Source organism: Paraburkholderia domus (genome assembly GCF_905220705.1).
GTDB lineage: Bacteria > Pseudomonadota > Gammaproteobacteria > Burkholderiales > Burkholderiaceae > Paraburkholderia > Paraburkholderia domus.
This window is the reverse complement of record NZ_CAJNAT010000025.1, coordinates 42,663-66,211: the sequence shown is the minus strand read 5'-3', so window position 1 is coordinate 66,211 and position 23,549 is coordinate 42,663. Positions and strand designations below refer to the sequence as shown.

The following is a 23,549-nucleotide window of genomic DNA, read 5'->3' as shown; positions in this document are numbered from 1 at the left end:
GCGCTCGTGGGCGCCGCTGCGCCGACGTTCAGCGCCTGTCGTGCCGCGCCGAAGAAGCGCCCGCTGCAGCCCGAATCTGAGCCAGCAGCGCGTCGCCCGACCATGACGGTCGCACATCGCTTCGCTCGGCTTCGCGCACGAGCTCGCATAGCCGTTCGTTCACCGGTGCCGTTCGCCCGAGGCGTTGGGCGAGGCGCACGACTTCGCCGTTGATCCAGTCGACTTCCGTGGTGCGCCCCGCCGCGAGGTCGTCGGACATCGACGAGCGCGCGAGCGGGTCGATCGTCAGCATCGCGCGGCCGAGTCGCTCGAACACCGCATCGGGCACGCTGAGAACACGCGGTATCCATGTGGTCGGAAGCGGCGTCACTTTGACGGGTCGTATGTCGGCCTGCTTCAGAAGCGCGAGCGCTTCCTTCTGCGCCATAGCGAGGCAGATGCGGTAGGCGCGTTGCGAGAGTTCCTCCTTCAAAGGCCGGTTCGCTAGCGCATTGATTGCATTGTTGAGATTGAGCAGCAGCTTTGCCCACTGCACCGGCAACATATCGACGTGCTGGGTCAGCGGCAGACCCGCTTTCCTGAACTCGTCGACGAACGGCTGCATGGCCGGCGTATGCTTGATCTCCAACTCGCCCGCTGAACCTTGATGAAATGCGCCAGGGCCGCGTTCGACCACATTGAACGGCACCATCCCCTCCAGCACCGTGTTCTGCGGGAGCGCGGCGCGTAGTACGTCCGCATTGCCAATGCCGTTCTGGAAGCTCACGACGATCGTGCCGGGGCGAAGCACGTTCGCCAGTTCTGCCGCGGCCGTGGGTGTCGCGGCAGACTTGACGGTGACGAGCACGAGATCGGCGGCGGCGGCGGTGGCTGCATCCGTCGACACGTCGGTCCGCTCCGGCGGCACATGCCAGCGGCTATCGTCGTGCCGCGACAGCGTGATGCCTTGACCGCGCAACTGGTCCGCGATGCGCGCGCGTCCGATAAAACTGACATCGCTGCCCCCGGCAAGAAGCCGGCCGCCGACATAGCAACCAATAGAACCCGCGCCGTAGATACAGATTTTTGCCATACCGCTTCTCAAGTGACCTGCCCAATTCCATCCGCGATGCACTGAATCGGCAACCGCGGCCCATGACGCCTGCACCGTTCGCTCAACACATGTCATCGTGCATCGTGCGAACGGACCGCGCTAGTCAGCATATCCGGGGTTGCGGCGGTCCAGCCGGCGCAACAGCCCAGGCCACACCAGCGCCCCTGGCGAGACGCCCCTTGTCGCCATCCGGATCTGGTCCTTGATGCCGTCGAGAATCGGCTGGGCAATGGGGATAAGCTTTCCGCCGCCTGCCTGGGCACGCACCTGAATCATGCAGGCCGCTTCAAAGAAGTACATGGCGACGAAGGCGTCGGCCGGCGCAGCGCCGACAGTCAGCAGACCGTGGTTGCGCAGCATCAGGTACGTGTTGCTGCCGAGGTCCTGAACGAGACGGGGCTTCTCGTCCTCGTTGAGTGCGATGCCCTCGTAGTCATGGTAGCCGAGCGAAGCCAGCACGCCGAGTGACTGCTGGGAGAGCGGCAGCAGCCCCGCCTCCTGCGCCGACACGGCAGCACCGTTGACCGAGTGAGTGTGCATCACGCAATGGGCGTCTTCTCGTGCCGCATGCACGGCGCTATGGATCGTGAAACCGGCCGGATTGACGTCGTACGGCGATTCGGAAACCTTGCGGCCATCGAGATCGATCTTGACCAGCGACGAGGCGGTAATCTCGTCGAACATCATGCCGTACGGGTTGATCAGGAAATGGTGTTCCGGGCCGGGCACGCGCGCCGAGATGTGGGTAAACACCAGATCGTCCCAGCCGAACAGCGCCGTGAGACGATACGTGGCCGCGAGATTGACTCGCGCTTCCCATTCCGCAGGCGATACGTCGTTCTTCAGACTGACATGAGATGAGGCCACTTCGACACTCCTTTCTGGATGATTCAAGCGATGGAATAACCCGAGACAACGCCTTGCGAACCGCGCATGCGGTCCCTGCGACGCAGCAGGTGGATCACGGGCCAAAGGCATTGCGTCGTCTGAGGTGAGTCCACATGATGTTCGTGAACCTGCCTAAAATCTGTCGGATACCCGACAGGTCGACACGCCAATGCAATCCATTCTGCACCGCTGCCGGTCACAACTCGAAACGACGCGGTGGTTTCGAGGTTTGCCTGTCGACCTGCGAACAACGGCCATTCGCTCTTCACGCTTCAAAACGGACATTGAAGGAATCGGCAAGGTGTATATCAACCTAAAATGAAATGTCCGTTTATATCAATCTTTAAAATAATCAAGCTGCATACCGTTGCATGGCATTTTCTGAAGCGGCGCTATTACTCTTCCAACGATTAGACGTTCAATGTAAGCTCTCCCCGCACCATTACTATGAGACCAATTAGATGGAAAACACCATGAAAGCGTCGAAATGGATTTCTTCCTTAATCGCTGCTGGTTTGATCGGCTTGGGCGTCGCTGGCTGCAGTTCGTCTGGTACGTCGCCGGGAAACAGTGCTTCCGCGAACGCGGCAGTCCCCACGGATGACCAGATCGTCTCCGCGTGGGACTACCTGTATGGGCGCTATCTGGTATTGCAGCAGGAGAATTACGACATCAATGTAGAGAAGGTCGGCTACAACAAGATCAAATACAATCCGCTGGGATCGGCCCAGTTTGTGAATCCGAACCTCGACGTCGCCTACCTCGAGGCATGGCTCGCCGCAGACAAGGATCATGCCGTCATCCTGAACGTGCCGCGAGTCAAGGGTCGTTACTACACGGCTGAGTTGCTCGACGGATGGGGCGAAGTCATCACCAATATCAACGAGCGAACCTACCCTGACCACCCGTATGGAAAGTTCGCGTTGGTGATCAAGGGCACCAATCCGCCGGTGCCGGCTGATGCCGTCAAGATCGAGTTGCCTTCTGCCAAAGCGAAGATGCTGGCACGCGTGGAACTGAAGGGATCCCCGAAAACCGCAGTGCGGTTGCAACACCAGTTCACGGTGCAAGCTTCTCCTGACATCGCGATCGATCCACCCTTGGCCGTACCGGCCTTTACACCGTCGGCGCCAATTCGTGCTGAGATTTTCGATCACGTAAGCGAAGTGCTGGCTACCTATCCGGACGCCATGCCGAAGGCGTCGGAGTATCAGGCGGCGGCAATCAACGTGGCCAACTACATGAAGGGCAATGACAGTGCCCGCAAGCGGGTCGACGATGTGATCAGGACCAAGGCGATTCCTGGCTTTCTCGCCGGTGCGAAAGGCTTTGGCACACAGAAGGGCGGGTGGTCCGTCACTTACGTGGCGGGTAAGTTCGGCAATGATGTCGTGGCGCGTGACATCGTCAACTACGGCGGTCTGTGGGCAAACGCCATTAGCGAGGCAATCTATTTTGTAGGTCTGACCGACAGCGACAAACAACCGCTTGACGGCAGCAAGACCTATGAGATCCGGTTTGCCAAAGGCGAAAAGCCGGACGCACACGTGGATGGATTCTGGTCAGTCACGCTGTACAGCGTGCCGGACTACCGCGTGGTGCCCAACGCGATACACCGCTATAACCTGAACAACGTGTCTCATCTGAAGGCCAACGCGGACGGCAGCACGAGTATCTGGCTGGCGCCCGTACGGCCGAAGAACGTGCCGCAAAGCAATTGGCTGCCCACGCCTGAGGGCAAGGGGTTCTCGCTGAATTTCCGCGCGTATGTGCCGAAGCAGGAAATCCAGCAAGGTGAATGGTTCCCGGCGCCGATCACGGCCGTGCAGTAAACCATCTGGCAGTAAGCGTAATCGACGTTCAGCCTGTTCGGGCACAGTTCGCACAGGCTGAACGTCTACTCTCCATTGACCGTTCTCGATGAGCCCCCCGGGCCGAATACAACCCCCGGGCGTTGGCTGCCGCTCGCCTGGTTGCCAAGTGCTACAGCACGCCATCTGTTTTATTTATCGGATCCGAACGGCCTGTCCCCTCTCCGGGACATGACCGTATCGCCGACACGCCTCGTTGATCTGCCAGGTCCTCCCTCTGGATTTAATAAAATAACAATAATTATCAACGGCTTATAGCTTCCAAGGTTTCGTGTCATGTCACGGCTGGAAGGTCGGATCCGTGAAAACCCTCGCATGGAAAAACGCCGTTCAGCGTTCTCTTTTTGCCTTGTTCTGTCCGGATGGACCTATTTCGAAAGCGGGGCAGGCCGACTATATTGACCTGGCGTAACTGTTTCACGTCGCAGCTGAGCAGAGATCGGGTGCGCCTGGGCGCAACCAGGCTTCGACGCGGCCGGCTTCACGCCTGAAGCTACGGAATACGTGCGAGCCTGCTTCATCGCGTAGAAATGAGTTTCCAGATCCGCCGCCGGGTTCGAAATAGTCAACAGATAATGAAATTAGTAAAACTAACTAAACTGTAAGGAGACTGTGTGAAGAAGAGCAAAAGAATCTCGCTGGCCTTGTTGAGCGCCACGCTCGCGGCTACGGGCGCTCATGCCCAGAGCAGCATGACGCTGTTTGGTTTGATTGACACGGGTATCACCTACGTGAGCAATCAGGCTGGCAACCACAACGTCAAGATGGACGATGGGGTCAACGGACCGAATCTATGGGGTTTCAAAGGCGTTGAAGATCTTGGCGGCGGCACCAAGGCTATTTTTGAACTGGTCGATCAATTTCAGGTGGACAACGGACAGTTCATGCCGAACTCGAGCCTTTTCAGCCGAACCTCCCTCGTTGGATTGGTCAACGACCGGGCTGGGAAGATCACCCTCGGTAACCAATACGACTTCATGACGGATTCGCTCTACTTCGCCGGCGACGACCCGGCTGAAATCTCGGGGCATTTCTATGATTTCCGCGCGGGTCCGTTCCAGAAGCTGGCTCTGCCGCAGAATCCCACCGGCGCTTTTGACTGGGATCGCATGGCGGGTGAGCGCATTGCAAATTCCGTGAAATATCTGTCGCCTGTTTTCGGGGGCTTCAGTGCGGGGGCAATGTATGGGTTTGGGGGCGTAGCCGGATCTGTCGGGGCTGGGAATGCCCAGAGCTTCGCGCTCAACTACGTCGCCGGAACGTTCGGCGCCAATGCTGCGTACACGAATATCAAGTACTACACGGCTGGCTCGCCGCAAGTCAGCGTGCGCAACTGGGGCGTCGGCGCGCACTATCGTTTCGGCTCCTGGATCACGAATGCGCTTTTCACAACGGTTCATAACTCCGCAAACGGTGCGTCGGTGTACGAAGGCTCCGTAGGCGCGCATTACTACTTCACGCCGGCACTCAGCGCCGGTGCGTCCTACATGTACATGAAAGGCAACACGACGGTCGACAACAACCACGCCCATCAGATCGGGGCCAACGTCGACTACGCGTTATCCAAGCGAACGAGCGTCTACGTACTTGGCCTATATCAGCGCGCCAATTCTGGCGCTCAAGCACAGATCAACGGCTTGAACAGTTCGGACGGTGCGTCCAGCAGCACGACCCAGGCGATTGCCCGAGTGGGCATCCACACCCGCTTCTAAATACACGCGGTTGTAGACCTGCACACGATCGTCGCCTGACGCCAGACGCGCGGCAAGGAGACAGGAGAAATTCAATGACAAGCGGAAAGACAATTGATATCAAGGCATTTATCGACGAGCGAGCCATCTCGCCTTACCAGTGGCTACTGGTGGCGCTGTGTTTTCTCGTGGTGACTGCCGATGGGATGGACGTGGCGATCATGGGCTTCATCGCGCCCGCGATCATTCACGACTGGGGGATTTCGCGGCCCGCGTTCGGCCTTGTGATGAGTGCAGCGCCGCTCGGTCTCGTCATCGGTGCGCTGACGGCGGGGCCTGCTTCGGATCGCATCGGCCGCAAGTGGGTGTTGATCGCCTCGGTCTTTCTGTTCGGCATGTTCACCATCGCGACGGCCTTTACTCACTCGCCGGTGGCCATGGCCGTACTGCGACTGCTAACGGGTATTGGGCTGGGCGCTGCGATGCCTAACTCGACGACCTTGCTGTCGGAATACGCGCCTCAGCGCAAGCGCGCACTGATGATCACCATCATGTTCACCGGTTTCAACCTGGGTTCGGCCTTGATCGGCTTTGCTGCCGGCTGGCTGATTCCGCTGCACGGCTGGCGTTCAGTGTTGATCTTCGGTGGCGCGTTGCCGTTGGTCCTGATCCCGTTGCAAATGTGGCTGCTGCCTGAGTCGGCCCGTCTGCTGGCGGTGCGCGGCGCACCGTCTGCGCGTATCGGCGCTGTCCTCGGCCGGGTATGCGGCGCGCGTTTTTCCGGCGACGAGGTCTTCGTCTCCAACGAACCGCCGCTGCCGACGCGCAAACCCATTGGCGTGCTCTTCTCGCAAGGCTATGGCTTCATGACCGCGGCACTTTGGGTCACCTATTTCATGGGCTTGCTCGTGATCTATCTGCTGACCGGCTGGCTGCCCACACTGATGCGGGACGCAGGGCTGACAGTCTCCTCGGCCGCCAATGTGACAGCCATGTTCCAGATCGGTGGAACCATTGGCGCGATTCTCGTCGGCTGGGTGATGGACAAAGTCCGCCCGGCACCGGTAATCAGCACGGCCTACCTGGGCGGCGGGTTGTGTGTGCTGGCGCTGGCATGGATTGGTGCGTTGTCTTCCTCGCTGGCGTTGCTGGTGTTTGCCGCCGGTTTCTGCATGAGTGGTGCCCAAACGGGATTGAATGCGTTTGCACCGGGCCGTTACCCGACCGTTGCGCGCGCAACCGGAGTCAGCTGGATGCTCGGCATGGGCCGGTTCGGCAGCATCTTTGGCTCCGCGATAGGTGGCGCGCTACTCGGGCTCGGATGGCAGTTTGGCGCCATCCTCGCCATGCTGGCGGTGCCCGCAGCGTTGGCAGCCCTCGCCATCCTGGTGGCCCAGCGGGCGAGGGCGGGCGAGCTTACCGTGCAGCCGAACACCGCGCACTAGGAAAAACGGCGCGCGGCACGTGTGGCATCGCGCCGGCAATTGAATCAGCTGTTTGGAGCAGAGATGATCATCGACATTCACGGCCACTACACCACCGCGCCAAAGGCGCTGGAGACGTGGCGAAACCGCCAGATTGCGGGCATCAAAGATCCGTCGCAGATGCCCAAAATCACTGAATTGCAGATCGGCGACGACGAGTTGCGCGAGTCGATTGAAAGCAATCAACTGCGGCTCATGCGCGAGCGCGGCCTGGATCTCACGATTTTCAGCCCGCGCGCGAGCTTCATGGCTCATCACATTGGAGACTTGCAGGTCTCCAGCACGTGGGCGGCCATCTGCAACGAGTTGTGCTATCGCGTGAGGCAGCTCTTTCCCGATCATTTCATTCCGGCAGCGATGTTGCCGCAAAGCCCTGGTGTCGACACGGCTACGTGTGTCGCCGAACTCGTCAAGTGTGTGGAGCAGTACGGCAACGTGGCGATCAATCTCAATCCGGATCCGTCCGGCGGCCACTGGACCAGCCCGCCCCTGTCGGATCGATACTGGTACCCGATCTACGAGAAGATGGTCGAGTACGACATTCCCGCGATGATCCATGTGAGTACGAGCTGCAACGCGTGCTTTCACACCACCGGCGCACATTATCTGAATGCTGACACGACTGCTTTCATGCAGTGCCTGACGTCGGACCTGTTCCGCGATTTCCCGACCCTGCGCTTTGTGATTCCGCATGGCGGCGGCGCGGTGCCTTACCACTGGGGCCGCTTTCGCGGGCTCGCCCAGGAGCTGAAGAAGCCGCTACTGACGGAACATCTGCTCAACAACGTCTTCTTCGATACCTGCGTCTATCACCAGCCGGGCATCGACCTGCTCACGCGTGTGATTCCCGTGGACAACATTCTGTTTGCGAGCGAGATGATCGGGGCTGTACGCGGCATCGATCCGGAGACGGGCAACTATTTCGACGACACGAAGCGCTACATCGAAGCCGCGCACATTGATGCAGATGAACGGTACAAGATCTACGAAGGTAACGCGCGACGTGTCTACCCGCGGCTCGACGCAGCACTGAAAATGAAGGGGCATTGATCATGGTTGAACCCGGAGTCGTGTATCGCAACATTCAGCGGGCAGACGGTGACGTTGCAGCGAAGCTCGGTGTTCTCGGGACTGCCACGGTGCACGAGGCAATGGGACGTACCGGGTTGATGAAACCCTACATGCGCCCGATCCACGTCGGCGCACAGGCTTGCGGCACGGCGGTCACGGTCCTGCTGCAGCCGGGCGACAACTGGATGCTGCATGTCGCGGCGGAGCAGATCCAGTCCGGCGATATCGTCATCGCCGGGGTCACGACGGACTGCACCGACGGCTACTTCGGCGACCTGTTGGCGACGAGCTTTCAGGCTCGCGGAGCGCGAGGGCTTGTCATCGATGGTGGCGTGCGCGACGTGCGCGTGCTGGCCGACATGAAGTTCCCGGTATGGAGCAAGGCGATCTCGGCCAAAGGCACGATCAAGGCGACGCTCGGTTCCGTGAACATACCGGTGATATGCGCGGGTGCGCTGGTGAATCCCGGCGATGTCGTCGTCGCCGACGACGATGGCGTGGTCGTGGTGCCGGCAGCGTCGGCGCCGGAGGTTCTTGAAAGGGCGCTTGCACGCGAAGCCAACGAAGCCAGCAAGCGCGCCAAGCTTGCCTCCGGCGTGCTCGGCCTGGATATGTACAACATGCGCGAGCCTTTGCGACAGGCCGGCCTGCGCTATATCGACTGAAAGGGCAGTCGACATGGTCATCGATCAAACCATGAGCCAGGCAATTAGCGGTATCTCCTCGATGGCGACCCGCAATGTGCTGGCCGACCTGGTCAAACAATACGCGCGGCATTCGCAGCGCCTGGTGTCGATCGAATCGGTCGGCGGGGTCGAGGCGGCCCGGCGCGTTCAGGACGGCGAGCCGTTCGATATGGTCGTGCTGGCGGCGGATGCGATCGATCGGCTGGCGATAGCCGGCCGGATCGTTCCGGGCAGTCGTGCAGACCTGGCCCGCTCGGGCGTGGCGGTTGCCGTGGCAGCCGGGGCTACGCAACCCGGGATCGGTAGTGAAGCGGCGGTTCGCGACGCGGTTCTGGCCGCGCGCAGCATTGGCTACTCCACGGGGCCCAGCGGTTCGCATCTGTCGCGCCTGTTCGAGCGCTGGGGCATCGTCGAGTCGATCACGCCGCGCATTGTGCAGGCTCCGCCCGGCGTTCCAGTGGGCTCGCTGATTGCGAGCGGGGATGTCGAGCTAGGGTTCCAGCAATTGAGCGAGTTGATCCACTTGCCGGGCATCGATGTCATTGGGTCACTACCGGCTGATATCCAGGCCGTGACTGTTTTCTCGGCTGCGGTCTGCACGGAGTCCAGGCACGCTGGCGACGCACAGGCACTGATCTCATTCCTGGCCTCGCCCCAGACGGATTCGGTCAAGCTTGCGCACGGGATGGAGCCGGCGTGAGGTAAGCCAAGGCACGAGGCATTGCAGTAAGGTGTGTTGCCATGGTTTATTGTGTGAATAATTAGAATTACTAATGTAACGAAAAAATCTATTGAAAGCATGTACGCGTCGTGCCATGAGATGACGTTGATGTCGAGCATCGAAGGACGCGCTTTGAGAGCCGGAGCATGCCAAAAAAGGAGGCATAAAGCCATCATATAAATAACGAATGTTAATCAACTGAACCGTCATCGCGGAAGCGTCGTGTGCTAACGGCGTACAGCGACGGTTTTGATATCCGACAGAAGAGATAAGTTAAGGAGGCAAGAATGAAAACTCGGCATCCCCTCGGGTTGCTCGCGCGCACACGTGCACGCGCAGGCTCGCTGCTGGCAGTGTTCGCCGTCTGCGTGACGGCGGCCATTGTCGCCGCTTGCGGTAGCGGCAGCGTCGGTTCCGCCGACGCGACCCCAACCGCGCTATCCGTCGTTGCACCGGTCGTCGATTGTTCCAAGCTGGCTTCGCTGGACATCACCGACATCGGCGGTGCGGGCAGTTCGATTACGTCGGCTACCGTCACTAGTGCCACCATCAATGGCGCCGCCGTCAGCTTTTGCACGGTGAAGGGCGCGCTTGCACCCTCGAATACCTTCGAGGTGGCCCTGCCTGTCAGTACCTATACGCAACGTTTCGCGGAACTGGGCTGCGGCGGCCTGTGCGGCAACCTGAGCGATCCAACGCAGCAAAGCTCCTTTAGTTTCAGCTATACCTGCCCGCTGGTGCAGAAGGGCGGCTTCGTGACGGCTGCCACCGACATGGGCCATTCCGGCCAGGATTCCAGTTGGACCACGGATACGCAAAAGCAGGCTGACTTCGCCTACCGCGGCCAGCACATCACGACGCTCGCGGCGAAGAAGCTGATTCAGGCCTATTACGGGCAGGCGCAGAAGTATTCGTACTTTGTGGGTTGCTCTGACGGTGGCCGCGAAGCCCTGATGGCTGCGCAGCGCTACCCGGCCGACTACAACGGCATCGTCGCCGGCGCCCCAGCCGCACACTTCCAGATCCAGAACTCGCTGTATCACGGCTGGAGCGTGGAATCGAACAGCACCACCGGCACGAGCACGGGCAATGCCGTGCTCTATGCCGACAAGGTTGCCGTGCTGCACAAGGCGGTCGTTGCTGCCTGCGGCGGTCAGCCCGGCGTGCCTGACGGCCTGCTGACCGATCCGCGCATGTGCAATTTCGACGCGGCATCGATCCAGTGCCCGAACGGCGCGACGAACACCAGCAGTTGCCTGACCGCGGCCGAAGTCGCCACCGCCAGCAAGATCTACGGTGGCCCGACGGATGCCACTACCGGTGAACGCATGCTGGGCGGTTCGCCGCAACTGGGTTCGGAAATCAACTGGATCGGCGTCGAAGTGCCGACCACGAACTCGACGGCCGCGCCCGTGCCTGTGACCGGTCTGTTCAGCTACTCGATCGTGACCGGTGCTTACAACCTGATCTTCACGGGTTCACCGAGCATGCCGAACATCGACACCTTCGGCTATCGGGACGCGAGCTTCTATCCGAACTTCCTGCAGGCTAACCACCCGCTCATGGATGCGACCAGCCCCGACCTGTCCGCTTTCCAGAAAGCGGGCGGCAAGCTGATCCTGTGGCACGGCTGGGCCGACCAGCACATCTCGCCGCTCTTCACGATCAACTACTACGAGGCCATGCAAAACACGATGGGCGCGTCGAACGTGGACGCATTCGCGCGGTTGTACCTCGTGCCGGGCGTTGGCCACTGCGGCGGCGGCGAGGGCTTCCCCAATATCGACCTGGTGACGCAGATCACGGGCTGGGTCGAGCAGGGCAGCGCGCCGAATGCCGTCATGACGTATCAGACCAATTCGGCGAATGCCGTGACCGCCTCGCGCCCGGTGTACCCGTATCCGGCAGTGCCGCAGTACACCGGTACCGGCGACTGGCACGACGGCGCCAACTATACCCAGGGCGCACCGCTGTATAACGCACCGACGCCCACCTGGGCCGGCATTAGCTTCTACTCGCCGTACACGGCGAAGACGCAGGGTGTCGCGGCCCCGTAAGCGGATTGCTGCTAACGGGCTGAGTGGCCGGCTCTTCGGGGCCGGCCTGCCTCTCACGCGCAATCGCCGTGAGTCTGGAGAAAGCAGGGGTAAGCTCGCCGCCTAGCGACGCCCGCTACGGCCCCACACGTAACGCACCCAACGTTGCCACCTGCTCCGCTGCGGAGCGATAGCGTTGCGCGATGCCTGCTCTTCGCGATCGCGCTCGACGCTCTTTTGCACCTGTTCGTGGATCTGGCGCAGCGTCAAGCCACCGGGACCTTTCACTTTGTCGGGGTCGGAGTCGTCTGTCATGGGAATGGCCTCGTCCGGATGAGTCGACTCGATCTTGATACAGATGGACAGTTGCGGCAAGCATGCGGAAGCAGTCTTCCACACAGCGTGTTCTGGATAGACGGCGGTCCTTCACGACGGTGCGTGGCGACACAGAAGCATGCATGGATCGACACCACGCTTTTACGTGAGCCGCCCTCGAATCCGCAGGACTGGCACAATCTGGATGACCTCCGATTCGCTTGGGAATCTTCATGCCAGACGCTGTCCCGCTTTCACCACCCACGTCGCCTTCGTCACGTGTTGGCCCACTGTTCGCCCTGTTTCCCTTTCTGCGTCCCTATGCCGGCCGCTGGGCGCTCGCGTTCCTCGCACTGGTCACGTCCGCGGGCGCCACCCTGGTGTTGCCGGTCGCGTTCAAATACCTGATCGATCGTGGCTTCGCGGGGGGCGACCGGGCGCACATCGATCGCTATTTCCTCGCGCTATTCGTCGTTTCGCTGGTACTGGCCGGCGCGACGGCGCTGCGCTTCTACCTCGTGTCCTGGCTGGGCGAGCGGGTCACGGCTGACTTGCGGCGCGCGGTCTACGACCACGTGCTAGGGATGAGTCCGCAGTTTTTCGAAACCACGCAGACCGGCGAGGTGCTGTCACGCCTCACCGCCGACACCACCTTGATCCAGACGGTGGTGGGCACCAGCCTGTCGCTGGGATTGCGCAACTTCTTCCTGCTGACCGGCGGCGTGACGATGCTGGCGGTGACGAGCCCTGTGCTATCCGGCTACATCATCGCCACGCTGGTCGTGGTGGTCGCGCCCATCGTGATTTTCGGCCGGCGCGTGCGGCGGCTCTCGCGCGCGAGCCAGGACAAGATCGCGAACACGAGCGCGCTGGCGGGCGAGGTGCTCAATGCCATGCCGACCGTGCAGTCGTATACGCAGGAGCCGTATGAGGCGCGGCGGTTTGCCGGCGCGGTGGAAGCGGCCTTTGAGACAGCGCTCACGCGCATTCGCGCGCGCGCCTGGTTGACCGCCGTGGTGATCGTGCTGGTGTTCACCGCGATCGTGTTCGTGTTGTGGCTCGGAGCGCAAGCGGTGCTGGCCGGGCGCATGACGGCGGGCCAATTGTCCCAGTTCATCCTCTACGCGGTGTTCACGGCCGGGGCCGTGGGAGCCGTTGCCGAAGTGTGGGGCGATCTGCAGCGCGCTGCCGGTGCCACCGAACGGTTGCTGCAGCTGCTGGCGGCGCGCTCGCCGGTGGTGCAGGCCGGGACCACGGTCGCGCTGCCTGTGCGAGGGGAGGGCATCCGCTTCGACAACGTCAGTTTCTCGTATCCATCGCGCCCAGGCATTGCTGCGCTTTCCTCACTCTCGCTCGATGTCCGTCCGGGTGAACATGTCGCATTGGTCGGCCCATCCGGCGCGGGCAAGACTACGCTGTTCCAACTGCTGCTGCGTTTTTACGATCCGCAGTCCGGCAGCATTCTGATCAACGGCGTCCCGACGCGCGACGTGCCGCTCGTCGATTTGCGCAAGGAAATCGGCGTCGTGCTGCAGGAATCGGTGATCTTTTCAGGGAGCGTGCTGGACAACATCCGCTACGGCGCGCCGGAAGCCACACTGGCGGAGGTCCAACGGGCTGCCGACATGGCCGCTGCGGCCGGCTTCATTGAAGAGCTGCCGCAGGGCTACGATACGTTTCTCGGCGAGCGCGGCGTGCGACTGTCGGGCGGACAGCGTCAGCGCATTGCGATCGCTCGCGCGATCCTGAAGAATCCGCCCATCCTGCTGCTGGACGAAGCGACCAGCGCGCTCGATGCCGCCAGCGAACGGCTGGTACAAAAGGCGCTCGACAATGCCGCGCAGAACCGCACGACACTGGTCATTGCGCACCGCCTCGCGACGGTGCAACAGGCCGATCGCATTGTCGTGCTGGAACAAGGACGCATCGTCGCGCAGGGCCGTCACGCCGAGCTTCTTCTGAGCTCGCCGCTCTATGCCCAGCTTGCCGCCTTGCAGTTCGGCGAGCAGTTGGCGCCGACGGTGCGAGGAGGCGCTTTGAGCGATCCTGTTGGGTCAGCGTGAAGAAGCGATTCTGGCCGCAAACCTTTCATTGCGGTGGCGCTGGCACGAGCCCATAACTGGTCATGACGCCGATCATCTTCTCGCGGTCGGGCGGGCCGCCTGCATTGACGATTGCGCCGACATCGCGAAAATACTGAGCACCAATGTCCGGCGTAAGGACGATCAACGCGCGGGCTGTGTCAGCGTGCGGATTGCTAAAGTGATGGACAGATCCTCGTGGGGTGAACACCCACTCGCCTGGTGTCAGGTCTCGGACTACCCCATCCACCGAGTATCGAAGCATGCCCTCGAGGACATATGCGCATTCTTCGTTACTGGTGTGGCTGTGTGGCGGCGGAACCTGTGAGTTAGAGGGCACGGTCAATTCGAAAACACCCATCCCGCCTGTCACCGTTCCATCGATCAGGTACCGAATGCTCAGCTGACCAACTTTTATGGGCTCGCCTGTCGCCTCGCCGCTGAGAGTCATTTTTAACCCCTTCAGGTGAAGAATTCTTTTCAGTCCTGCGACCGCAGGGAACTCAATGCAAGCTGGATTATGCGCCTCCTGGGAGCGTGTAGCGTCAAGTAGAAAAGGGTGGTGGGCATTAAGCGGTCGATGATATCCGTGAGGATGATGAGAACCGTGGCGCATATTTCGATGTGAAGTTCGTGCGCATAGCCCCCACGGCGAATCATCAACCGCACCGCATCATTGCGGCTGCGTCGCCTGCAGCGCCTCGCGGAGGTACGCGAGCATTTCCAGGTCGATCCCCGTGCCCGCCAGTATTTCGGGCTCGTTCTCGTAGGCTGCCTGGAGTTTCCGGTGAGTCTCCGGGTTCGTACCGACATACGAGTTGAACAGATCCATCCAGCGCTGCGCGAGCTTTTGAACCGCCGGGTCATCAACGGCCAGGCGGTTCTCCATGGCGCGCCGGACTTCCGCGACGAGCCCCGGCCATTCAGACACGTAGCGCTCGTCCCCGTCACGCATGCGCTGCAGTTCCTGTGGCGACAGATATTTCGCGTAGAGCGCGAACTTCGAATGCCTGACGGCGCGTGTCATGTAGGCCAGCATCTCAGTCGTGATGCCGCTCTTCACCTGCAACGCCGGTTCGTTGCGGTGCATGGTGTCGAGCTTCGAAAGCAGGCGCGGATCGCCACCGGTGTAATCAGCCACCAGCGACATCCAGCGGCTCGCCAACGCCTGGGCTTCCTTACTTTCGACGGGCGTGCCGCGATCCATCAGTGCATGCACCGCCTGAATCAGTGCCGGCCAATCGGCCGCCCCGGCAAGCTTGTTCGACCGAAGCTGGCTCTGTTCGTCCTGCGTAAGATATTTATCTTGCATGGTCATCAACTCCAACGTGGTTAGCCAGTCAGCAAGATCGGGTTCTTCTCCCGTCAACAACTGGCCACGCAAACGATGAAGCCTGTCGCGCAGGTCGGTTGCACGATCGATCCGTCGAGTCAGCGCTGCTATCTGCTGCTCGATGACCGTCGAGAGGGTGGAGTCCGGTCTTGCCAGCAAGGCCCCGATGTCGGCCAACGACAGATCCAGCTGCCGCATCGCCTGGATCTGATGCAGCCTGGCGATGTCGTCGCGGTTGTAGAGCCGGTAGCCCGCATCGGAGCGGGCAGAAGGCGTGAGCAATCCGATCGCGTCATAGTGATGAAGCGTGCGTACCGTAATGCCGGATCGCCTGGCTAGTTCACCTACTTTCAGCAGCATCGAAATCGCTCCTTTCTTCATGCCTGCATGGAGACTAGAACCTTACGTTGCGTGAGGGTCAAGCGCGGCGTTAAAACCTCAAAGACTCAAAGCGGTGCGGTTGCCCGTGGTCACTTCACACCGTGCTTCGCCTGCCAGCGCTGCATGAACGCGATCTCATCGTGTTGCGCCTTGATGATGTTTCGGGCCAAGCGTTTCAACTCGGGATCTTTACCGTATTTCAATTGCACCTGCGCCATTTCGACCGCGCCTTGATGATGCGGAATCATGTGGGCCACGAAGTCCTTGTCGGCATCGCCCGTGTAGGGCGGCGATTCCATGTCTTGCATCATTTTCTCGTCGACGGCCTTGAACGCTTTCGTCGATGCGCTCGCCCCGGCGTCGGCTGAACCGGACATGTTCATGCCGGGCATCGACGCACCCTGCTGGGCGTAGACGGGTGCAGCCGCGAGAGCAAACGTAATGCCGCTGAAAAGGCAAAGGGCACGGAATGCGCGAAGGTTTTTCATATCAGGTTTTCCGTTGGGGAAAAAGTTATTTCAGACGAACAGGGCGCCCCGCTCGATCGACAGACACAGCCTGATGCGATCGGGTTAGCCCTTGAGCGAAGGATGAAAGCCCGCCGCCTCGATGGCCTCAATGACGCGTGCGGGCGAAAGCGTCGAGGTGACCGTCACGATTTTAACGGGAACGTCGACATCGACCCGCGCCGCGGGGTCGAGGCCAGTCACTGCACGAGTAATGGCGTTGGCGCAGCCGCCGCATGACATATCCAGGATTTCGAGTTCCATTTCTTACCTTCGATGAGAAATCAGAACTCAAGCGTGGACGTTCCCACGGTGGGAAGGTCAAGCGTTTACGCCGATGTTCATGCTGCCGCCAACCGTAGCAATGGGATTCATCAATGCGCTGAACGTCGGGTATCCACGCATCCATCCGAGGAAAGCCTTACCGGTCTTTTGTGCGATAGCTCACGAAGACAAGCCAAACTTACTTGGCCAAACCTTTTGAGATGTTATGCTGGGCCGTTCCTTCCTTCGCGGAAAACAGGTGCGTGCCATTTCAAAGAATACCTAATTAATTAGGAGTCGGGCATGTTGAGAAGGGTGGTCGATCGGGCGAAACAGATCCGACGCAGCGAGGGATTCAAGCATTCCGTGGCCATGCCGCGCCGGATTTCGCTTCATGCCAAGCAGCGTTTGAACAAGGGCGTGTTTTCCATCGAGATTCAGGAGAACTCCGGGTTTTTCTCCGTGATGCAGATGGTCCTGTTTATACTGATGTATTGCGACGAGAAATGCCTCACCCCATGCATTAGCGCTCGCGGTGGGCTGTATGGCGACGCCGAAGGAAAACTGGACTGGTTCTCGGCTTGCTTCGAGTCTGTGCATACCGCACCGGGAGCCGCGCTCACGCATAAGGTAAGAACGTCGACAGTTCGCGATCTGGTCCAACTGGGCTTTCGTCAGCGCTATGAAGCCAAGCTTCAACTCGACAGCGCAAGCGAACTCTTCTTCGCGTACTATCGGCCGGCCACGCATATATATGAAGAGGTCGAGTCGATCTGCCGGAAGCTCGGGCTTGGCACGTCGACGCTTGGCGCGCATTTCAGAGGGACCGACAAGGCGCTGGAAGCCGTGCCGGTTTCATGGAGAAGCTTTTGCCAGCAGGTGGAATCGACGCTGGCAGACAACCCGCACTTGACCCGTATTTTCATCTCGAGCGACGAACAGGCGTTTATCGATTTTTTTATCGCCTGGCCATTCAGCAAACCGGTCAAGGTGGCACCGGCAAAACTGCTCGCATGCGGCAGCACGCCTGTCCATTTCAGCGGCTATCCGGGACTCGAAATCGGCCACGAGGCGCTGGTTTCCAGCCTGCTTCTAGCCAATTGCGGGTTTCTTGTGAAGACGCCGTCCTATCTGTCGGCATGGTCGAAGATATTCAATCCCTCCCTACCGGTGAGGCTCGTATCGCCCCCGCGTCCGGACGCCTTCTGGTTCCCCGATAGCCAGCTGTGGCTCGAACAGGCCGCGCACGATAAAGCGGCATAAGTCCCGGCCGTTTTTAAACGGCAGTTCGAATACCTGAAAGTCTCCCGGCAAGACCATGCCGCCGCGTTAGTCCGGTGGCCTCCCGCATCACGTCCATCGTTTTTACGAAACTCCGCAAAGTATTAACGCTGCGTTTACGCGGATTTTCCTAAATTTCACGGTGCAGGAGTCCCTCGTGGGAGACCAGACCATGGATCTGCTTTACCTCATCGCAATCATTGCGTTCAGCGGCCTCGTCGCGGCCTTCGTGATTGGCTGCGACAAGCTTCGCCGCGCGCCCGGAGGCCGTCCATGACCACCTGGATGACCTGGCTCGCGGCGGCCTCGACGCTGATTCTGTTTGCTTACCTCGTGTACGCCTTGCTGCGCGCGGAGGCTCTCGAATGAACTTCAATAACCTGTTTCAGCCCGGCTTGTACATCGTCGTGCTGATCGCGCTCGCCATACCGCTCAGCCGTTATATGACGGCTGTGGTGGACGGTTCTTCGGTCGTCGTGCGCCGGATAGGGCGGCCGATCGAAACCGCGCTCTACAAGCTCGCCGGGGTCGACCCCGGCGCCGAAATGTCGTGGAAGCACTATGCGCTGGCCGTGCTGGTGTTCAACACGCTCGGCGTGCTCGCGGTGTATGGATTTCTGCGTTTGCAGCAATGGTTGCCCGCGAACCCGCAGGGCTTCGGCCCGATGACGCCCGACGCCGCCTTCAACACGGCAATCAGCTTCGTGACCAACACGAACTGGCAGGACTACACGCCGGAATCGACCGTCAGCTATCTGACGCAGATGGCCGCGCTGACAGTGCAAAACTTCTTTTCGGCCGCCACCGGCATTGCCGTCGTGGTCGTGTTGATTCGTGGTTTCGCACGCCATACTACGGCGACGATCGGCAATTTCTGGGTCGATCTGACGCGTATCACGCTGTATATCCTCATGCCGCTCGCGACGGTCATCGCGCTCGTCTTCATCAGTCAGGGCATGATTCAGAACTTCAAGTCGTACGAAGACGTGCCGACGCTGCAGGTGACGACCTATCAAACTCCGAAGACCGATGCCCAGGGCAACCCCGTCAAGGACGCCAAGGGCAATCCTGTGATGGTGGACAACAAGGCCGACAAGCAGACCCTCGCCATGGGGCCGGTCGCGTCGCAGGAGGCGATCAAGATGCTCGGTACGAACGGCGGCGGCTTTTTCAACGCCAATTCCGCGCATCCGTACGAGAACCCGACGCCGTTCTCCAACTTCGTGCAGATGATAGCGATGCTCGTTATCCCGGCTGCGTTGTGTCTGGTGTTCGGCCGGGTGGTGGGCGACCAGCGCCAGGGTTATGCGGTGCTCGCGGCGATGACGATCGCTTTCGCGGTTGCCTGCTGGGGCGAGATTTCGTCCGAGCAGAACGGTAATCCGCTGTTTGCGTCGCTGCATGTGGATCAAACCGCGTCGGCCACGCAACCGGGCGGCAACATGGAAGGCAAGGAAACCCGTTTTGGCATCGCGCAGTCCGGCATCTTCACTGTGGCGACCACCGCGGCATCATGCGGCGCCGTTGTCAACACGCACGATTCGCTGACGCCTATGGGCGGCTTCGTTCCGCTCCTGCTGATCGAACTCGGCGAGGTGATCTTCGGCGGGGTTGGCTCGGGTCTGTACGGCATGCTCGTGTTCGCGTTGCTCGCGGTATTCGTGGCCGGCCTGATGATCGGGCGAACGCCGGAATACATCGGCAAGAAGATCGAGTCGTACGAGATGAAGATGGTGTCGATAGCCGTGCTGCTCACACCGCTGCTCGTGCTGGTCGGTGCCTCGATCGCCGTGCTGACGGCAGCCGGTGTGGCGGGTATCGCCAATCCCGGTCCGCATGGATTCTCCGAGATCCTCTATGCCTACAGTTCGGCCGCCAATAATAACGGTAGCGCGTTCGCGGGCCTCTCGGTCAATACGCCGTTCTACAACGGGACGCTGGCCGTCGTCATGTGGTTCGGCCGCTTCGGCTCGATTGTGCCGGTGCTGGCGATCGCCGGATCGCTGGCAGCAAAAAAACGCATCTCCGCTACCGCCGGCACGCTGCCGACGCATGGCCCGCTGTTCGTCGTGCTGTTGCTCGGCACGGTGGTGCTGGTCGGCGCACTGACTTACGTGCCGGCGCTGGCGCTCGGCCCCGTCGTTGAACATCTGATCATGGTCGCGGGACATTGACTGAGAGGACAGCATGACTAACGGACTCCAACCGCCGGTTCATCAGCCTGGCAACATCGGTCAGGCACGCAACGCCGCGCGCTCGATGTTCGACCCGGCGATTGCGCGGCCGGCGCTCGTCGATTCGTTCAGGAAGCTCACGCCACGCCATCAGCTGCGTAACCCGGTGATGTTCTGCGTGTACGTCGGCAGCATTCTGACGACCATTCTATGGATCGCGGCGCTGGGGGGGCAGGCCGAGGCGCCCGCCGGTTTCATTCTCGCGATCGCGCTCTGGCTGTGGTTTACCGTGCTGTTCGCCAACTTCGCGGAGGCGCTGGCCGAGGGTCGCTCGAAGGCGCAAGCGGCTTCGCTGCGCAGCGCGAAGCACAACGTGATGGCGAAGAAGCTTCAGGAGGCGCATCCCAAGTCGCCGATCCTCATGACGACCGCGACTGATCTGCGCCGTGGCGACGTCGTACTGGTCGAAACCGGCGACGTGATCCCGGCGGACGGCGAGGTGATCGAAGGCGTCGCCTCGGTCGACGAGTCGGCGATCACGGGAGAATCCGCGCCGGTGATCCGCGAATCGGGCGGCGATTTTTCGTCGGTGACGGGCGGTACGCGCGTGCTGTCGGACTGGATCGTCGTGCGGGTCAGCGTGAATCCTGGCGAGGCCTTTCTCGACCGGATGATCGCGATGGTGGAAGGCGCGAAGCGTCAGAAGACGCCGAATGAAATCGCCTTGACGATCCTGCTGGTCGCGTTGACGCTCGTGCTGCTGTTCGCTACCGCGACACTGCTACCGTTCTCGATGTTCTCGGTCGAAGCCGCGAAAGCAGGGCACGTGGTCACGATTACGGCGCTCGTCGCGCTGCTGGTGTGCCTGATTCCGACGACCATCGGCGGGCTGTTGTCGGCGATTGGCGTGGCCGGTATGAGCCGGATGATGCAGGCGAACGTGATCGCCACCTCGGGCCGCGCCGTGGAAGCGGCCGGTGACGTCGACGTGCTGCTGCTCGACAAGACCGGCACGATCACGCTCGGTAACCGCCAGGCTTCGGCTTTTACGCCGGCACCGGGCGTCACGGAGGAACAGCTTGCCGATGCCGCGCAGTTGTCTTCACTGGCGGACGAAACACCGGAAGGTCGCAGCATCGTCGTGCTCGCGAAGCAGCGCTTCAATATCCGCGAACGCGACATGCACGCGTTGCAGGCAACCTTCCTGGCCTTTAGCGCACAGTCGCGCATGAGTGGTGTCGATCTGCCCGACCGTGAGATTCGCAAGGGCGCATCCGATGCGATCAAACACTATGTCGAGGCACACGGCGGCCGTTTCCCCGCGGAGCTGACGGCTGCGGTGACGGAAATCGCCCGGCGCGGCAGCACACCGCTGGTCGTCGCGCAGCAGGCTCGCGGCGAGAGCGGTGCACGCTGCCTGGGCGTGATCGAGTTGAAGGATATCGTCAAGGGTGGCATCAAGGAGCGCTTCGCAGAACTGCGCAAGATGGGCATCAAGACCATCATGGTGACGGGCGATAACCGGCTGACGGCAGCGGCAATTGCAGCAGAAGCAGGCGTGGACGATTTCCTCGCCGAGGTGACGCCTGAGGCGAAGCTCGCCACGATCCGCACGCATCAGTCCGAAGGGCGGCTTGTGGCGATGACCGGCGACGGCACCAACGACGCCCCGGCGCTTGCGCAAGCGGACGTGGCGGTGGCAATGAATACCGGCACGCAGGCGGCGAAAGAAGCCGGCAACATGGTCGACCTCGATTCGAATCCGACCAAGCTGATCGAGATCGTCGAGATCGGCAAGCAGATGCTGATGACGCGCGGCTCGCTCACCACGTTCTCGATTGCCAACGACGTCGCCAAGTACTTCGCGATCATCCCGGCGGCGTTCGCGACCACCTATCCGCAACTGCGTGTGCTCGACGTGATGCATTTGAGCTCGCCATCGTCGGCGATTCTGTCGGCGGTGATTTTCAATGCGCTGATTATCGTCGCGCTGATCCCGCTTGCGCTCAAGGGCGTGAAGTACCGGCCGCTGGGCGCGGCTTCGCTGTTGCGCCGCAATCTGCTGGTCTACGGGCTGGGCGGCATTCTGCTGCCGTTCCCGTTCATCAAGCTGATCGATATGGTGCTGAACGTGTTCGGCTGGGTCTGACCCAATAGAGTGAACATCATGAAAACGCTGCTTCGACCACTACTTGTCCTGTTTATCCTGATGACCGTGATCACCGGGGTGATCTATCCGATCGTCGTGACCGGAATCGGTCATGCCGCTTTCGCGGCACAAGCGAACGGCAGTCTGCTCGAGCGGAACGGTAAGGTGGCCGGCTCCGCGCTGATCGGCCAGCAGTTCGATGCGCCGTACTATTTCTGGGGGCGCCTGTCGGCCACCACGCCGCAGCCCTATAACGCGCAGAACTCGGGTGGTTCGAACCTCGGCCCGACCAATCCCGCGCTTGCCGACGAAATCAAAGGCCGTCTCGACGCGTTGAAAGCGGCGGGTAACGACATGTCGCAACCGGTGCCGGTGGATCTGGTGACGTCGTCAGGCAGCGGCCTCGACCCCGAGATCAGTCCGGCGGCTGCCGCCTATCAGGCAGCGCGTGTGGCGAAGGCTCGCGGCCTGCCGATCGATCAGGTGACCGATCTTGTCGCGCGTAATACGTCGGGGCGGCAGTTCGGCATCTTCGGCGAGGCACGCGTGAATGTGCTGAAGCTCAACCTGGCTCTGGACGATCTCAAGCCGATGCATTGAACCCGTTGTTGCTTTGCCGGCGCGCGCATGACGCGCGCTGCTGGTCCGATAATCTATGGAGACCCCGCCCGGACGTTGGCCGCTACCTCAACGGGGTGCTGCCGACGTGGCACATTCATGAGCGATCCCACCGTAAAAGTCGTTGTGATCGACGCTGACAAAGCCATCCGCCGCTTCGTTCGTACAAGCCTTGAAGCGGCCGGCATGAGTGTCTTCGAAGCGCAGACTGGCGCACAGGGCCTTGCGCAGGCTGCGACGCGGCTGGCGGATCTCGCCATCGTCGACCTGAGTTTGCCCGACATGGACGGTATCGAGGTGATCCGCGAGTTGCGTGGCTGGTCCGCGATGCCGGTGATCGTGCTGTCGGCGCGAAGCCGTGAGGAAGACAAGGTTGCCGCGCTCGATGCAGGTGCCGACGATTACCTCACCAAACCATTCGGCTTACCCGAGCTTAGCGCGCGGATCCGTGCGCATTTGCGCAGGCAGGCCAACGGCGACAGGGTCGGCGTGCCTCGGGTTCAATTCGGCCTTGTCACGATCGATCTCGGCGAGCGCAGGGTCGAGCGCGGCAGCCGGATCGTTCATCTCAGCCCCACCGAATATCGTCTTCTCTCCGCGCTGGTGCGCCATCCGGGGCGCGTCTTGACGCATGAGCAGCTGCTCGGCGAGGTATGGGGCCCCTTGCAAACCGGCAACCACCACTATCTGCGAATCTACATGGGGCATCTGCGCCACAAGCTCGAACGCGATCCGGCACATCCTGAGCACATCGTCACCGAAGCCGGCGTGGGCTACCGGCTGGTCGGCGTGCGGTGAATTTCACAGGATTTTTATATCGTCGGCCGTAATCGTTTCCCGGCCTTTATGGCGTCGTCCGTAGAGTTTGAGGCTGGCGTTCCGCCGTAAAAAGATCTGTGATTGGCT

22 protein-coding genes are annotated in these 23,549 nt (G+C 61.0%); 15 read left to right on the top strand and 7 right to left on the bottom strand.

The window, feature by feature from the left end; genetic code table 11:
- Positions 1-28: 28 nt before the first annotated feature.
- Together KHO31_RS30035 and KHO31_RS30030 are read right to left on the bottom strand one after the other, a co-directional pair.
- The gene (locus KHO31_RS30035; RefSeq protein ID WP_201073591.1) at positions 29-1,072 is read right to left on the bottom strand and encodes a 2-dehydropantoate 2-reductase; all 1,044 of its coding nucleotides are present in this window, start codon (positions 1,070-1,072) and stop codon (positions 29-31) included.
- 120 nt (positions 1,073-1,192) lie between these two features.
- Entirely contained in the window at positions 1,193-1,960 is a 768-nt protein-coding gene (locus KHO31_RS30030) for a class II aldolase/adducin family protein (protein ID WP_201073590.1), read from the bottom strand.
- Between the two features lie 494 nt (positions 1,961-2,454).
- Between KHO31_RS30030 and KHO31_RS30025 the strand changes: the two genes are divergently transcribed.
- The 7 genes from KHO31_RS30025 (at position 2,455) to KHO31_RS29995 (ending at position 11,562) form a co-directional block, all read left to right on the top strand.
- Positions 2,455-3,813 (top strand): DUF1214 domain-containing protein, encoded by a 1,359-nt coding sequence (locus KHO31_RS30025; protein ID WP_211624811.1) that lies wholly within the window; start codon positions 2,455-2,457, stop codon positions 3,811-3,813.
- Positions 3,814-4,466: 653 nt separating this feature from the next.
- Positions 4,467-5,564, top strand: coding sequence for a porin (locus tag KHO31_RS30020; RefSeq protein WP_236071531.1), 1,098 nt, complete (start codon positions 4,467-4,469; stop codon positions 5,562-5,564).
- A 74-nt stretch (positions 5,565-5,638) separates the two neighbouring features.
- Positions 5,639-6,988 (top strand): MFS transporter, encoded by a 1,350-nt coding sequence (locus KHO31_RS30015; RefSeq protein ID WP_201073587.1) that lies wholly within the window; start codon positions 5,639-5,641, stop codon positions 6,986-6,988.
- Positions 6,989-7,051: 63 nt separating this feature from the next.
- Positions 7,052-8,077: an amidohydrolase family protein gene (locus KHO31_RS30010; RefSeq protein WP_201073586.1), complete on the top strand. Its 1,026-nt coding sequence runs from the start codon at positions 7,052-7,054 to the stop codon at positions 8,075-8,077.
- Positions 8,078-8,079: 2 nt separating this feature from the next.
- Positions 8,080-8,763, top strand: coding sequence for a 4-carboxy-4-hydroxy-2-oxoadipate aldolase/oxaloacetate decarboxylase (gene ligK / locus KHO31_RS30005; RefSeq protein WP_201139046.1), 684 nt, complete (start codon positions 8,080-8,082; stop codon positions 8,761-8,763).
- Positions 8,764-8,776: 13 nt separating this feature from the next.
- On the top strand, positions 8,777-9,484 hold the full coding sequence (locus KHO31_RS30000) for a substrate-binding domain-containing protein (protein ID WP_201085311.1): 708 nt from the start codon (positions 8,777-8,779) through the stop codon (positions 9,482-9,484).
- A 308-nt stretch (positions 9,485-9,792) separates the two neighbouring features.
- On the top strand, positions 9,793-11,562 hold the full coding sequence (locus KHO31_RS29995) for a tannase/feruloyl esterase family alpha/beta hydrolase (protein WP_201139045.1): 1,770 nt from the start codon (positions 9,793-9,795) through the stop codon (positions 11,560-11,562).
- Positions 11,563-11,664: 102 nt separating this feature from the next.
- Here KHO31_RS29995 and KHO31_RS29990 read toward each other — a convergent pair whose 3' ends face one another.
- Positions 11,665-11,856: a hypothetical protein gene (locus tag KHO31_RS29990; RefSeq protein WP_115777973.1), complete on the bottom strand. Its 192-nt coding sequence runs from the start codon at positions 11,854-11,856 to the stop codon at positions 11,665-11,667.
- 233 nt (positions 11,857-12,089) lie between these two features.
- On the opposite strand from KHO31_RS29990, the gene KHO31_RS29985 reads away from it, so the two are divergent.
- Positions 12,090-13,919 carry an ABC transporter transmembrane domain-containing protein gene (locus KHO31_RS29985; RefSeq protein ID WP_201085317.1) on the top strand — a complete coding sequence of 610 codons (1,830 nt, stop codon included), beginning with the start codon at positions 12,090-12,092 and terminating at the stop codon, positions 13,917-13,919.
- A 25-nt stretch (positions 13,920-13,944) separates the two neighbouring features.
- On the opposite strand, the gene KHO31_RS29980 is transcribed toward KHO31_RS29985, so the two are convergent.
- The 4 genes from KHO31_RS29980 to KHO31_RS29965 form a co-directional block, all read right to left on the bottom strand.
- Positions 13,945-14,388: a cupin domain-containing protein gene (locus KHO31_RS29980; protein WP_201085318.1), complete on the bottom strand. Its 444-nt coding sequence runs from the start codon at positions 14,386-14,388 to the stop codon at positions 13,945-13,947.
- Positions 14,389-14,610: 222 nt separating this feature from the next.
- Positions 14,611-15,630 carry a MerR family transcriptional regulator gene (locus KHO31_RS29975; RefSeq protein ID WP_201073578.1) on the bottom strand — a complete coding sequence of 340 codons (1,020 nt, stop codon included), beginning with the start codon at positions 15,628-15,630 and terminating at the stop codon, positions 14,611-14,613.
- 110 nt (positions 15,631-15,740) lie between these two features.
- Entirely contained in the window at positions 15,741-16,139 is a 399-nt protein-coding gene (gene copM, locus KHO31_RS29970) for a CopM family metallochaperone (RefSeq protein WP_201085319.1), read from the bottom strand.
- 84 nt (positions 16,140-16,223) lie between these two features.
- Positions 16,224-16,421, bottom strand: a complete 198-nt coding sequence (locus KHO31_RS29965; RefSeq protein ID WP_201085320.1) for a heavy-metal-associated domain-containing protein — start codon at positions 16,419-16,421, stop codon at positions 16,224-16,226.
- Between the two features lie 303 nt (positions 16,422-16,724).
- Between KHO31_RS29965 and KHO31_RS29960 the strand changes: the two genes are divergently transcribed.
- From KHO31_RS29960 to KHO31_RS29930, 7 genes are all read left to right on the top strand, one after another.
- Complete coding sequence (locus KHO31_RS29960) at positions 16,725-17,684, top strand: O-fucosyltransferase family protein (protein ID WP_201073571.1); 960 nt, start codon at positions 16,725-16,727, stop codon at positions 17,682-17,684.
- Positions 17,685-17,859: 175 nt separating this feature from the next.
- Positions 17,860-17,979, top strand: a complete 120-nt coding sequence (locus tag KHO31_RS29955; RefSeq protein ID WP_201073569.1) for a potassium ABC transporter ATPase — start codon at positions 17,860-17,862, stop codon at positions 17,977-17,979.
- Positions 17,976-18,071 carry a K(+)-transporting ATPase subunit F gene (gene kdpF / locus KHO31_RS29950; RefSeq protein ID WP_028193906.1) on the top strand — a complete coding sequence of 32 codons (96 nt, stop codon included), beginning with the start codon at positions 17,976-17,978 and terminating at the stop codon, positions 18,069-18,071. Before KHO31_RS29955 ends, kdpF begins: the two co-directional genes overlap by 4 nt.
- Entirely contained in the window at positions 18,068-19,876 is a 1,809-nt protein-coding gene (kdpA, locus tag KHO31_RS29945) for a potassium-transporting ATPase subunit KdpA (protein ID WP_201085321.1), read from the top strand. The genes kdpF and kdpA overlap by 4 nt, the downstream gene beginning before the upstream one ends.
- Before the next feature lie 85 nt (positions 19,877-19,961).
- Entirely contained in the window at positions 19,962-22,025 is a 2,064-nt protein-coding gene (kdpB, locus tag KHO31_RS29940) for a potassium-transporting ATPase subunit KdpB (protein WP_201085353.1), read from the top strand.
- Between the two features lie 18 nt (positions 22,026-22,043).
- Positions 22,044-22,625: a potassium-transporting ATPase subunit KdpC gene (gene kdpC / locus KHO31_RS29935; RefSeq protein ID WP_201085322.1), complete on the top strand. Its 582-nt coding sequence runs from the start codon at positions 22,044-22,046 to the stop codon at positions 22,623-22,625.
- A 117-nt stretch (positions 22,626-22,742) separates the two neighbouring features.
- Positions 22,743-23,441, top strand: a complete 699-nt coding sequence (locus KHO31_RS29930) for a response regulator (RefSeq protein WP_201073564.1) — start codon at positions 22,743-22,745, stop codon at positions 23,439-23,441.
- The last annotated feature ends 108 nt before the right edge of the window (positions 23,442-23,549 follow it).

Excerpts from the sequence above, each read along its gene's own strand:
- KHO31_RS29995 (WP_201139045.1), top strand. The coding sequence starts at position 9,793 with ATGAAAACTCGGCATCCCCTCGGGTTGCTCGCGCGCACACGTGCACGC.
- KHO31_RS29985 (WP_201085317.1), top strand. The coding sequence starts at position 12,090 with ATGCCAGACGCTGTCCCGCTTTCACCACCCACGTCGCCTTCGTCACGT.
- KHO31_RS30035 (WP_201073591.1), bottom strand. The coding sequence starts at position 1,072 with ATGGCAAAAATCTGTATCTACGGCGCGGGTTCTATTGGTTGCTATGTC.
- KHO31_RS29960 (WP_201073571.1), top strand. The coding sequence starts at position 16,725 with ATGTTGAGAAGGGTGGTCGATCGGGCGAAACAGATCCGACGCAGCGAG.
- KHO31_RS30015 (WP_201073587.1), top strand. The coding sequence starts at position 5,639 with ATGACAAGCGGAAAGACAATTGATATCAAGGCATTTATCGACGAGCGA.
- KHO31_RS29975 (WP_201073578.1), bottom strand. The coding sequence starts at position 15,630 with ATGCTGCTGAAAGTAGGTGAACTAGCCAGGCGATCCGGCATTACGGTA.
- kdpF (WP_028193906.1), top strand. The coding sequence starts at position 17,976 with ATGACCACCTGGATGACCTGGCTCGCGGCGGCCTCGACGCTGATTCTG.
- KHO31_RS30025 (WP_211624811.1), top strand. The coding sequence starts at position 2,455 with ATGAAAGCGTCGAAATGGATTTCTTCCTTAATCGCTGCTGGTTTGATC.
- KHO31_RS30010 (WP_201073586.1), top strand. The coding sequence starts at position 7,052 with ATGATCATCGACATTCACGGCCACTACACCACCGCGCCAAAGGCGCTG.
- KHO31_RS29965 (WP_201085320.1), bottom strand. The coding sequence starts at position 16,421 with ATGGAACTCGAAATCCTGGATATGTCATGCGGCGGCTGCGCCAACGCC.
- kdpB (WP_201085353.1), top strand. The coding sequence starts at position 19,962 with ATGTTCGACCCGGCGATTGCGCGGCCGGCGCTCGTCGATTCGTTCAGG.
- copM (WP_201085319.1), bottom strand. The coding sequence starts at position 16,139 with ATGAAAAACCTTCGCGCATTCCGTGCCCTTTGCCTTTTCAGCGGCATT.
- ligK (WP_201139046.1), top strand. The coding sequence starts at position 8,080 with ATGGTTGAACCCGGAGTCGTGTATCGCAACATTCAGCGGGCAGACGGT.
- KHO31_RS29930 (WP_201073564.1), top strand. The coding sequence starts at position 22,743 with ATGAGCGATCCCACCGTAAAAGTCGTTGTGATCGACGCTGACAAAGCC.
- KHO31_RS30000 (WP_201085311.1), top strand. The coding sequence starts at position 8,777 with ATGGTCATCGATCAAACCATGAGCCAGGCAATTAGCGGTATCTCCTCG.
- KHO31_RS29990 (WP_115777973.1), bottom strand. The coding sequence starts at position 11,856 with ATGACAGACGACTCCGACCCCGACAAAGTGAAAGGTCCCGGTGGCTTG.
- KHO31_RS29980 (WP_201085318.1), bottom strand. The coding sequence starts at position 14,388 with ATGACTCTCAGCGGCGAGGCGACAGGCGAGCCCATAAAAGTTGGTCAG.
- kdpC (WP_201085322.1), top strand. The coding sequence starts at position 22,044 with ATGAAAACGCTGCTTCGACCACTACTTGTCCTGTTTATCCTGATGACC.
- kdpA (WP_201085321.1), top strand. The coding sequence starts at position 18,068 with ATGAACTTCAATAACCTGTTTCAGCCCGGCTTGTACATCGTCGTGCTG.